This window comes from Oceanobacillus bengalensis, from assembly GCF_003628445.1.
GTDB lineage: Bacteria > Bacillota > Bacilli > Bacillales > Amphibacillaceae > Oceanobacillus > Oceanobacillus bengalensis.
Map to the genome: position 1 here is coordinate 20,161 of NZ_RBZO01000020.1, position 11,298 is coordinate 31,458.

General features: G+C 36.7%; 11 protein-coding genes and 1 riboswitch. Of the genes, 4 read left to right on the top strand and 7 right to left on the bottom strand.

The annotated features are described in order from the left end of the window. The first annotated feature begins 4 nt into the window (after positions 1-4). Positions 5-592, top strand: a complete 588-nt coding sequence (locus tag D8M05_RS12740; protein WP_121132384.1) for a superoxide dismutase family protein — start codon at positions 5-7, stop codon at positions 590-592. Positions 593-637: 45 nt separating this feature from the next. Here the strand turns inward: D8M05_RS12740 and D8M05_RS12745 are convergent, their stop codons facing one another. The 5 genes from D8M05_RS12745 to D8M05_RS12765 form a co-directional block, all read right to left on the bottom strand. Continuing rightward, on the bottom strand, positions 638-1,810 hold the full coding sequence (locus D8M05_RS12745; RefSeq protein WP_121132386.1) for a MalY/PatB family protein: 1,173 nt from the start codon (positions 1,808-1,810) through the stop codon (positions 638-640). Between the two features lie 211 nt (positions 1,811-2,021). Further along, entirely contained in the window at positions 2,022-3,368 is a 1,347-nt protein-coding gene (locus tag D8M05_RS12750; protein WP_121132388.1) for a glucose-6-phosphate isomerase, read from the bottom strand. Positions 3,369-3,577: 209 nt separating this feature from the next. Beyond that, complete coding sequence (yugI, locus tag D8M05_RS12755) at positions 3,578-3,973, bottom strand: S1 domain-containing post-transcriptional regulator GSP13 (RefSeq protein WP_121132390.1); 396 nt, start codon at positions 3,971-3,973, stop codon at positions 3,578-3,580. Between the two features lie 77 nt (positions 3,974-4,050). Next, positions 4,051-5,049, bottom strand: coding sequence for a potassium channel family protein (locus tag D8M05_RS12760; protein WP_121132392.1), 999 nt, complete (start codon positions 5,047-5,049; stop codon positions 4,051-4,053). Positions 5,050-5,174: 125 nt separating this feature from the next. Further along, positions 5,175-5,732: a thioredoxin family protein gene (locus D8M05_RS12765; RefSeq protein WP_342772261.1), complete on the bottom strand. Its 558-nt coding sequence runs from the start codon at positions 5,730-5,732 to the stop codon at positions 5,175-5,177. A 118-nt stretch (positions 5,733-5,850) separates the two neighbouring features. On the opposite strand from D8M05_RS12765, the gene D8M05_RS12770 reads away from it, so the two are divergent. From D8M05_RS12770 to D8M05_RS12780, 3 genes are all read left to right on the top strand, one after another. After that, entirely contained in the window at positions 5,851-6,909 is a 1,059-nt protein-coding gene (locus D8M05_RS12770) for a M20/M25/M40 family metallo-hydrolase (protein ID WP_121132396.1), read from the top strand. A 325-nt stretch (positions 6,910-7,234) separates the two neighbouring features. Beyond that, positions 7,235-8,029: a sporulation protein gene (locus tag D8M05_RS12775; protein WP_121132398.1), complete on the top strand. Its 795-nt coding sequence runs from the start codon at positions 7,235-7,237 to the stop codon at positions 8,027-8,029. Positions 8,030-8,399: 370 nt separating this feature from the next. Further along, a riboswitch (FMN riboswitch) is annotated at positions 8,400-8,545 on the top strand. Between the two features lie 191 nt (positions 8,546-8,736). Next, entirely contained in the window at positions 8,737-9,321 is a 585-nt protein-coding gene (locus tag D8M05_RS12780; RefSeq protein WP_121132400.1) for an ECF transporter S component, read from the top strand. A 463-nt stretch (positions 9,322-9,784) separates the two neighbouring features. On the opposite strand, the gene D8M05_RS12785 is transcribed toward D8M05_RS12780, so the two are convergent. Together D8M05_RS12785 and D8M05_RS12790 are read right to left on the bottom strand one after the other, a co-directional pair. Further along, complete coding sequence (locus tag D8M05_RS12785) at positions 9,785-10,174, bottom strand: hotdog fold thioesterase (protein ID WP_121132402.1); 390 nt, start codon at positions 10,172-10,174, stop codon at positions 9,785-9,787. Between the two features lie 32 nt (positions 10,175-10,206). Further along, entirely contained in the window at positions 10,207-11,142 is a 936-nt protein-coding gene (locus D8M05_RS12790) for a 1,4-dihydroxy-2-naphthoate polyprenyltransferase (protein WP_121132403.1), read from the bottom strand. Positions 11,143-11,298 lie beyond the last annotated feature (156 nt).

An 11,298-nucleotide genomic window follows, 5' to 3' on the forward strand; every position in this document is an offset into this window, starting at 1 on the left:
GCATATGCGGTTACTATTATTAGGTTTTTCCATCTTTTTTCTTGTTTCATGTCAAAGCGGCGATAGTGAAATGAGTCGTACAGTTGATATGTATAATGATTCTGGTGATATGGTTGGAACTGCTGTTTTAAATCAAGGTTCTGATGGTGTATCCATTAAATTAACATTAGAAGGACTAGAACCTGGGTTTCATGGAATACACGTTCACGAGTTCGCATCTTGTGAAGCCCCTGATTTCGAGAGTGCTGGCAATCACTTGGATCCTGATGGGAATGAGCATGGATTAATGCATCCCAAGGGTGCACACTTAGGTGACTTACCAAACATCGAAGCAGATGGTGGAGGACTTGTGGATGCGGAGTTAATGCTACCGGGTGCTACTTTATTAGACGGAAAACAATCGCTTTTAAGAGGTGAAGGAACTTCTATTGTTGTCCATGAAGCGCAGGACGATGGAGTTAGTCAACCGAGTGGAGACTCTGGGGCGAGAATCCTATGTGGTGAATTAAAAGCAGACCCAGATCAAGAATCTGATTCTGAGACAGAAGATTCTCCGTCAGACCCGACTGAAACAAACGAAGAGGAAGAATAGAAAAACCGCCATGATTATGGCGGTTTTTTAATTAGGAGGAAAAATTTATCTTTGCTTCACTGCATCAATAATACGCTTAACACCTTCTTCTAAGGTTGCCCGTGGACAAGCAATATTCATACGCATGAATTGCTCGCCTTCCACGCCATAATCAACACCTGCATTAAGTCCAACCTTTGCTTCTTGGATCATAAACTTTTTTAAATCATCGCTATTAAGTTGGAGTGCACTACAATCAATCCATAACAAGTATGTTCCTTCAGATCTCGTTACTTTCAATGTTGTTTCTGATTCTAACGTTTCAATGACGTAATTCCTGTGACTTTCAAGAACGGCTATAAGTTCTTCTAGCCAAGGTCCGCCGTGAGTATAAGCTGCTTCAAGCGCTGTATTTGCCATTGTATTTAGTCCGTTCGGATGATACCCCTGTTTGGTAAATTGATTATTTAATTTTTCACGTTTTTCTTTATTGCTTGTGACAACATAAGATACCTCAAGTCCTGCTAAATTAAATGTTTTAGATGGTGCCATACATGTAATTGTATTATCGGCGATTTCATGAGAAATAGAAGCAATTGGTGTATGATGCACCCCCCTGAAAACAAGATCAGCATGAATTTCATCAGAGATTATCATTACACCATTTTCCAGACAAAGTCTTGCAATCTCTTTTAATTCGTCTATACTCCAGACTTTTCCTACTGGATTATGCGGAGAGCATAAAACAAACACTTTCACACCAGATTTTAACTTCTCGGAAAAATCATCAAAATCAATATGATACTGGCCATCATTATAAATAAGGGGATTTTTGACAATTTCTCTATGATGTCCCTTTATTACGTTGTAAAATGGTGTATAGACAGGGGTTTGTATTAATACCTTATCCCCTGGTTCGGTAAAGGCTTGTATTGCCATATGTAAGGTATTTACTACTCCAGGACTAAATGACAACCATTCGGAATTAATTTCCCAACGATGCCTATTTCCAATCCAATTTACAACAGAATCTTGCACTTCTTTGTCAATAACTGTATAGCCATAAATTCCGTGCTCAGCACGCTTAATTAATGCTTCATTGATTTTATTTGGTGCTCTGAAATCCATGTCTGCCACCCACATTGGTACTACTTCTTTGGATCCAAATACAGATTCTATCATATCCCATTTAACTGATCGCGTTTTTTTTCTTTCATGTACTTCTTCAAAAATACTCAAAGATTAACCCCCCTATATTATGTATAATGAATATTATAGCAGAGAAAAAGTAAATGAAGTCAAAAAAAAGCAAAGCGTTATACGCCTTGCCTACAGGGGGAATACGAGAAAGTCTTACGATAACAGTTATTCCCCGCTAGATAATTTCTAAACCTTTTCTTAGAAAAAATTTTAAATTAATTTGAATAGGTGAAGAGGAGGGACTATAAAATTATAATCGTTTTTCCAATTCTTCTTTTTGTTTTTCGAATCCAGGCTTACCTAGAAGTGCAAACATATTTTTCTTGTATGCTTCAACACCAGGTTGGTCAAATGGATTAACTCCTAGCAAGTACCCGCTAATTCCGCATGCTTTTTCAAAGAAGTATACGAGATAACCAAACGTATAAGCATCAAGCTGTGGTACCTCGACAATTAGATTCGGGACGTCTCCATCTGTATGTGCTAGCATCGTACCTTGGAATGCTTTGTCATTAATCTCGTGTATGCTTTTTCCTGCAAGGTAGTTAAGGCCATCAGAATTATTTTCTTCTGCTTCTAAAATTAATTCCTTCTTAGAATTGTTCACATGTAGAACCGTTTCAAATATATTGCGTCGTCCTTCTTGAATGTATTGACCTAATGAATGGAGATCGGTCGTAAAGTTAGCTGAAGAAGGATAGATGGCTTTATTATCTTTTCCTTCACTTTCACCAAACAATTGCTTCCACCATTCTGAAAAATATTGCAAGCTTGGTTCATAATTAATAAGTAGCTCTGTAACTTTTCCTTTATTATATAAAACATTACGAACAGCTGCGTACTGGTATGCAGGATTTTTCTCGAGGCTTGGCTCACTTAAGTCATTCATGGCATCTTTTGCACCTTGCATCATATCATCCGTTGATATTCCGCTTACAGCAATCGGCAGAAGTCCAACAGCAGTTAGTACAGAGTAACGACCACCAACGTCATCAGGTATTACAAATGTTTCATAGCCTGCTTCATCGGCAGAAGTTTTAAGTGCACCTTTTGCTTTGTCTGTTGTAGCATAAATACGTTTTACTGCTTCATCTTTTCCGTATTTTTCTTCTAAGTATTTTTTGAAAATGCGGAAGGCAACAGCAGGTTCCGTTGTTGTACCACTTTTTGAAATAACATTAATCGAGAAATCTTTATCTTTTAGTACATCAAAAAGTTCGCTCATATAGGTTGAGCTTAAATGGTGGCCAACGAAAATGATTTGTGGTACTTTTCTTTCTTCTTTGGAAAGTAAGTTTTGGAAAGAATGATTCAACATTTCAAGTGCAGCACGCGCCCCTAAATATGAACCACCAATACCGATGACAAGAAGAATATCGGAATCACGTTTTATTTTCTCGGCAGCAGTTTGAATACGAGCATATTCTTCTTTATCATAATTCTCTGGTAAGTCAACCCAGCCTAAATAGTCGCTCCCAGCTCCAGTTTTATTATGTAACATATTGTGGGCAACCTCAACAAATCCTGAGAGGTTGTCTATTTCTTGTTGGTTAAAGAATGTTAGTGCTTTGTCATACTTAAATGAAACATGCGTCATTTTAAGTCCTCCTTAATATGGAATGTTTTCTACTATGATTTCTATACATACTTACTTTACTCAATTGAATTACGTAAATCAAGCGTAAGATTGTATGATACTGAACAAGCTATAAGGCAAAAAAGCACGCTAATCTTAACTGCGTGCCTAGGGTATAGCGCCCAAAACTAGGCATTTAAAGAGAAACGCACTAGATGGGAAGTATTTTATTATTTTTTAAAAGCTTCACGTTCAGATGATTGATCAATCCACTCTTGTAGTTTGTCTTTTAAAGTATTGAAACCTGCATTATCATTATCTTGTTGTTGTTTTGGTGCAGAGTGTGTTGTCTTTTTAGCTTTTGGAGCAGCTTTTTGTGGTGCTTCTTCCGTTGCACGAATGGATAGTGATACTTTTCCTTTCGCATCATCCACGTTTATTACTTTAACTTTTACTTCATCTCCGACTGTTAAGTGTTCATTAATATCTTTTACAAATCCGTGCGTAATTTCTGAGATATGAACTAATCCCTGTGTTTCTTCGTCTAATGCAATGAATGCACCATATGGTTGTATGCCAGTTACTTTACCATCAAGTACTTGACCTGCTTCAAATTTATTTGTCATGCTGAACATCTCCTATTCGATTCTTTTTACACAATATGTTATTTTATCATACAATGTATATTCTCGCAAAATATAATTTACCAATCTATGAAAGAAAGAAGGATGTCGTCCTCCTTTAGTATATATTCTGCTGGTGGATGGATTTTATATCCACCATCACGAAGAATACCTAAAAGAAGATGTCCTTGCTTTAACATAATACTTGAGGTCTCTAGAAATGATAAATTGACAAGCTCACTTGGAATTTTTGAATGAGAAAATTGTTTGCGATTTAATAGTTGAATAATATCTTCAAATGGTTTAGCGGTTTTCTTATGTGATAGCTCGTGAAAGAATAGTGTACTTAGGAAATCATTCGGTTTGATAATTGTTGTTGCTCCAGCCCGTAATGCGTTCTCAATTTGCACACTCGATAAAACCTCAGCAATAATCGGAATGTCTTTATTGTTTCCTCTAATAGCTAGTGTAGCTAGAATCACCCAATTATCAGCTTGCTTTTCACTTTTTAAAACGTCTGAAGTAATGAGTACCTTTGCCGCATGATTGATATTGGCCCTATCTAATATGGAATCTTCGGTCGCGTCACCATGGATGAAGTGTACAGGATATAGCTGATAAGAAATTTGTCTTTCTGTTTTATCAATTAGTACAATTTGTAGTTCAGGAAATTTATCTGCTAACAGTCTGATCAATAGCTTGCTTCGTTCATTCCAACCAATTAATATGAGGTGTTTACTTCCTTTAAATTGCAATTTTCCTTGCTCTAAATCCTGTTCACGTTGCAAGGTTGCTGTTGAAATAGATGATATGTAAAATGCAATTATTCCTCCACCAGTTAAAATTAATACGATAGCAATTATTCTACCAACTGGAGTGAGTGGCACAAAATCACCATAACCAACTGTTGCAGCCGTAACAAATGCCCACCATATTCCATCAAAAGTTGTCGGAAATTGATTTGGTTCGATCAAATGGATTATCGTCCCGAACAATAACATAATAATAAAAGCCGATACTAATAGTTTTATGATTATTGGTAATCGGAAATATAAGTGTTTTAGAAGTTTGACTGTCATTGTTTCACCTTTTAACGAATGGATTTATTTTATAGTATGGACAAAGCGTCTTATTTACTATACATGGGGGAGAAGAAGGAGAAATGAAAAATAGTCTGCTTGTATTGTAGCAGACTATTTTTCATTTATAATACAGCTTTAATACTTTGATAGACATAATTCCAGAAATCTTGGTTACTTTGATATGTTTCCTGAAATGATGCATACATTGCTTCTGCTTTTTCTTTATATTCATCCGCATCTTGTGGTGGAAGGGAACTGCGCGATTCATCAACAAATTGCTGAACCTCAGCAGCGCGGGGACCCCATTTTGCTACTTCATTACCTTCCTTATCGATAAAAATGAAAATAGGAATCGAACGAGATTTTCCATTTGTTAAGTATTGATCCATTAACTCCAGATTTTGATCACGCAGTACCATACGTGTTTCAATCGTTGCCTTTTCTGCGAATTTAAGCAAAATAGGAATATTTAACATTGCGTCTCCACACCAATCTTCTGTTAGAACAATGGCACGAAGTTGTTTTTCTTGTGTTTTATTAATAAAAGCTTCGTCTTCTTCTGGTGGGGCGAATGTCTTGTAGATATGTTCTAATCCTTCTTTGTTCATTTTCATGGAATCAATGTAGTCTTGCGCTGGAATCGCTTTTTCAAACCAATTGTTTAAATTCAACTGTTCCACTCTCCTTATTCTTTTCTTTCTTAAATTCTAACCATAATTGCTGTGAGCGTAAACAAATGTGCTCTACTTGTGAATTTTTGATATGATGAAAGTAGATGTTGACATAGGAGGTAAATCAATGAGAAATTCAAATCAGGAATTTTTATTAGAATTATTAAAAACACCCTCTCCATCTAGTATGGAAATGGAAATTCAAAAAAAGTGGATAGATTATGTGAAGGATTTTGCTGATAAAATCATTACAGATAACGCAGGAAATGCCATAGGTGTTCTGAATCCAGATGCAGATTTCAAGGTATTACTCGCAGGACATTGTGATGAAATTGCGCTAGTTATCAATCGGATTGATGAGAATGGATTTTTGCATTTTGATAAAATGGGAGGTATTAATCCGAAGGCGGCTGTTGGTATGCGGGTAACCGTATTAGGTTATAACGGAGCAACAACTGGAGTTATCGGAGTGAACGCACAGCATCACGGTGGACTCAAAAATGATTTTGATTTACACGATTTATTCATTGACTGTGGATATAAATCGAAGGAAGAAGCTAGTGAATACATACAAATCGGTGACCTCTGTGTTTATAAAACAGAGCCTGAGATCTTAATGGATCGTTATGTTGCTGGTCGTGGTTTAGATAATCGTACAGGAGCTTTTATTGTAGCGGAAGTATTAAAACGACTATCCGAGAAAAATGTAAAAGTAGGTGTATATGCTGCAAGTACGGTTAATGAAGAAACAAATATGGGTGGAGCATATTTTGCAGCAGCAGGTATTGAACCAACAATGGCTATTGCCTGTGATGTAACATTCGCTACAGATTATCCTGGTGTAAATAAAAATAAGCATGGTGACGTTCGTTTAGAAGGAGGACCAGTTTTAGCAAAAGGTGCTCCGATTAATATTAAAATAAATAAATTATTAGAAAAGGCAGCGAAAAAATTAAATATGGCTGTCCAATACGAACTAACACCACGAATGACAGGTACGGATGCAGATAAGATGCGCCTTACTGGAAAAGGTGTTCCAGTATCGCTCGTATCCTTGCCATTACGCTATATGCATTCCCCAGTGGAGTCGGCAAGCTTCCAAGATATCGATGAAGAAATTGATTTACTGGTTACAATGATTGCTGATTTAACAGGGACAGAAAGTTTAAATCCATTAGAAGATTAAATAGAGTTTAGTTACTTATTAATTTTGTAAAGGTAAGTAGCTCGGCTTTCGTAGAGAAAATTTCAAATAACAGTGTAAATATAGTGCTAAACGACATAGAGTTTAGCACTATATTTTTGTTGTTAAATCAATGTTTTTTGATATTTGATTGAAAATGAACATTAAATAAAGAAATACATTTCATAAGGATAATCAGGAGGGAGACGCTTCTATCTTAGAAGTTTTCTATTGCTCATCATTGGTTAAATAAGATAAACTTAACTTAGTTCCAGAATTATAGGAATATACTTATTAGTTTCAAACAATTCATTGGAGGGGTTTATATATGTCATTATTTAAGAAAACGATTGCAAGCTTCGGGGTTGGTTCAGCTAAAGTCAATACGAAGGTAACTAATGATGTTGTCAAACAGGGAGAAAACCTCTATGGAACGGTCATTATCTTAGGGGGGGACACGGATCAATCAATCGAATCTATCAAACTACAACTTATGACGTTGTACGGTCATGAGCGTAGTGATCGTCTTACAAGGGCGGAGGTACATACTCATAGAGTAAACGAGCCATTTACCATCAAACAAGGGGAAAAGAAGGAAATTCCTTTCTCTTTTGAGATTCCTTTGGATACCCCAATGACAATGGAGGATCCGAAAACCCGTCTGAATGTACCGCCTGTTTGGATAGAAACCGGTTTGGAGATCAAAAAAGCCTTTGACCCCAGGGACAAAGACCATATTTCTGTGAGACCGACTGATTCGTATCAAAATATCATCGATTCCATTAAAATGCTTGGCTTCCGGTTTAGACAAATGGAAAATGAAAAAACACCACGGGCAATTGCCAGCCGCCTTCCTTATGTGCAACAATTCGAGTTTGTCCCTACAATTGGTAAATATGCTCGCAAGCTGGAGGAATTAGAAGTGTATATTGTTCCAGGTGAAAAGGAAACAAAGCTGTATTTTGAAGTGGATAAATATACAGGAGAACCTAGTGGGTCCATTTTTGACAAGCTAAACTTGAATGAATATAGAGGAATGATTACGCTTAATAATGAGACAATTATAAAAGATATCGACTATGTATGCGATCAAATTGAAGAAATTGTCGATAGTGTCGTTTAAAGGCTGTGATCAATTCGCTTAGCGGATTGGTCCTTTTTTCTTGCTCAAAAACAAATGAACACCTCATACACCCAAAATATATTAGCCTCTTTCTATAATTATTAGCCTTGTCTTTATGGATGGAATTCATCTTACCGAGTTTAATCTAATGGCAGTAGGTGGATTACTGCAAAAAAGGTTCCGATTTCAGCTGAGGCCGATACTAAATCTTATCACCTACAGTTTCATGCCTGCAGCTGTTTTTTAACTTACCAGTTAGAGATGATTTTCAGGCCTCGTGTACATAGTACAATACAAAAAGATCCTACGAAAAAAACCTTTGCAATTGTGACAATATCGTGTATAATAAAAGTTAAATTAAATAATCGATTCTAATCTTCGGGGCAGGGTGTAATTCCCGACCGGCGGTAAATAGTGTAATAACTTGAAGTCCGCGACCCAATTTGTTAATGCATTTTGGCTGATCTGGTGAAACTCCAGAACCGACAGTTAAAGTCTGGATGAGAGAAGATGTCGAGCCTGATTTTGGTGCTTCGTGTGCCTTAATTTGCTGATGAAATTTATAATTTAACCCTAAAGCCCCATTAGGCTTTAGGGTTTTTGTGTTTTCTAGCTTTAGCAACCTTATTTCATCGGCAGTCTGTATCAGACCAAGGCTTCTCCTTCACGACAAGAGAGGAATCGATAAATTGAAGGAGGAAACGATGATGCAAAAATCAGCACAATCATCGAAATTATTAAAACTTATTATTCTAGCTTTACTAGGTACGATCTCATTGGTATTATTTTTCTTGAATTTTCCATTACCAGCTTTACCGCCTTACTTGAAAATTGATTTTAGTGAAGTGCCAGCCTTAATGGCATCTCTTATTTTTTCACCGATGGCAGGGGTCATTGTTGTAGCAATTAAGAATATACTTTATCTTGCTGTTTCAGGAGCAGGGGACCCAATTGGGGTTGCTGCAAACTTTTTAGCTGGGATTATGTTTGTCTTACCGGTCTCCATCTTTTATCATAAATTCAAAAAAGGTGTTAAAAGTGTTATTTCGGGTCTTGTTACAGGAACGATAGTAATGGCAGTCGGTATGAGTGTTTTAAATTACTTTATCATCTTACCTGCGTATGGTTGGTTTATGGGCTGGGAAATGACAGAAGAAGTGATTTGGGCATCCGTAATCGCTGGTGTGTTACCATTTAATGCAATTAAAGGAATCGTTGTAGGAATACTCTTTGTTCCATTATTTATAAAAATGCGTAGTTGGATTGAACAAAAACAAGCTAATTTAGTATAAATAGATAATGAAGCTAATCTCCTTGGAGGTTGGCTTTTTTGATTCGTTGTAAAAGTTGGGTGATAGGGATATCTCTGATAAGAGAGGATAAATCCGGAGAAGAGAGGATTTATCCGGAGAAGAAAGCATAAATCCGGAGAAGAGAGGATAAATCCGGAGAAGAGAGCGTATATCCCGAGAAGGAAACATATATCCCGAGAAGTGAGCAAATATCCCGAGAAGTGAGCAAATATCCCGAGAAGCGAGCAAATATCCCGAGAAGCGAGCATATATCCCGAGAAGGAAGCAAATATCCCGAGAAGCGAGCAAATATCCCGAGAAGGAAACATATATCCCGAGAAGAAAGGATATATCCCGAGAAGAAAGGATATATCCCGAGAAGCGAGCATATATCCCGAGAAGGAAGCAATATCCCGAGAAGCGACCATATCCCTACAAAAAAAGTAGATTCTCAATCGAGAATCTACTTTTCCTTCTTAGGCACAACACCAACCGTACATCTAGAAATACATACCAAGTTATCTGCTTCATCGGTTATTTTAATTTCCCACACATGAGTTGTTTTGCCGATGTGGTGTGGGGTGGCTGTTGCAGTAACAATACCATCTCTTTTACTTTTAATATGGTTCGCATTAATTTCCATTCCAAACACATTATTTTTTTCTAAATCAACATGGAGTGATGCAGCAATGCTTGCAGCCGTTTCAGCAAGTGCAACAGATGCTCCGCCATGTAAGTATCCAACAGGCTGATGTGTTCGCCCGTCAACTGGCATTGTCAAGACAACTGCCTCTTTATCTAATGAGATGACTTTGATTCCTAACGAATGTAGTAGGGTATTTTCGGTATTCATATATAACTCTCCTTTTTAAAAGACATTTTTATTTATATAAAATGACTGATAAGTAATGAAATTCCTAATAATAACCCGTAAATTGTATTCGTTATTCCTGTTGCTTTCATCGCGGGCATCATTTCTAGTGGTTCCGTTTTTCCTCGGAAATTCTTAATGACACTTATTGCTTTAAAAACAGCGATAAAACTAATTAAAGACCAAACTGGAAGTATTCCTAAAATAATATAAAGTGCTGTTAATCCAAAAGCGATGATAAATAATACTGTCATAAAGGTGATTGCTTTTTCTCTCCCTATCAGAACAGGAAGTGTTTTTCTACCACCTTTTTTATCGCCATCACGGTCACGTATATTATTTGCTAAATTAATGCTTCCAATAAATATCATTGTTGGTAATGAAATAATAATTATTTCTGATGTTAATGCTCCTGTTTGTATAAAATAACTAATACAAATGATAACTGTACCCATGAGGAGCCCTGAAGCAAGTTCTCCGAATGGTGTGGTTGAAATTGGTAGAGGTCCGCCAGTGTATAAATAACCTAAGGCCATACATGCCAAACCAATGACTGCAATCCACCAACTAGATACCATACAAATGTAAATCCCTAATAGCAAAGAGATAAAATAGAGGAAGAACGCTAAATTTTTGATGGTTTTCGGTTTAATTCCATCACGGACAATGGAACCGCCAATTCCAACAGATTCCTCGGTATCTAGTCCACGTTTGAAGTCGTAGTATTCATTAAATAAATTTGTTGCTGTTTGTATGAGTAAGGATGCTACTAGCATGGTAAGGAATAGGAGCCAATTGATGGAACCATTTAGGTAAGCAGCCATTGTTCCGATGAAAACAGGGACAAACGAAGCTGTTAGCGTATGCGGTCTGAGCATTCGCCACCAAACATGGAATCCTCCTCGTTCATTTAGAGCATCTTTCACATTTTTATTTTTCGTATACTCCATTATATTTTCCCCCAAAAAGTTTACCTAATATCATATTAATTTTAGGAGAATAAGGAGGGGGTGTCAATCATTCCTTTTTGTTTTTAAGTAGTTTTCCTAAAAAGTAGATAGCTTTTCTTGAGAATCATGGAAAAAGAGCATAAAATGGATATGGAC

Bases quoted from the DNA above. Each gene is read 5' to 3' on its own strand.
- D8M05_RS12740 (WP_121132384.1), top strand. From the start codon at position 5: ATGCGGTTACTATTATTAGGTTTTTCCATCTTTTTTCTTGTTTCATGT.
- D8M05_RS12750 (WP_121132388.1), bottom strand. From the start codon at position 3,368: ATGACGCATGTTTCATTTAAGTATGACAAAGCACTAACATTCTTTAAC.
- yugI (WP_121132390.1), bottom strand. From the start codon at position 3,973: ATGACAAATAAATTTGAAGCAGGTCAAGTACTTGATGGTAAAGTAACT.
- D8M05_RS12760 (WP_121132392.1), bottom strand. From the start codon at position 5,049: ATGACAGTCAAACTTCTAAAACACTTATATTTCCGATTACCAATAATC.
- D8M05_RS12770 (WP_121132396.1), top strand. From the start codon at position 5,851: ATGAGAAATTCAAATCAGGAATTTTTATTAGAATTATTAAAAACACCC.
- D8M05_RS12775 (WP_121132398.1), top strand. From the start codon at position 7,235: ATGTCATTATTTAAGAAAACGATTGCAAGCTTCGGGGTTGGTTCAGCT.
- D8M05_RS12780 (WP_121132400.1), top strand. From the start codon at position 8,737: ATGCAAAAATCAGCACAATCATCGAAATTATTAAAACTTATTATTCTA.
- D8M05_RS12785 (WP_121132402.1), bottom strand. From the start codon at position 10,174: ATGAATACCGAAAATACCCTACTACATTCGTTAGGAATCAAAGTCATC.
- D8M05_RS12790 (WP_121132403.1), bottom strand. From the start codon at position 11,142: ATGGAGTATACGAAAAATAAAAATGTGAAAGATGCTCTAAATGAACGA.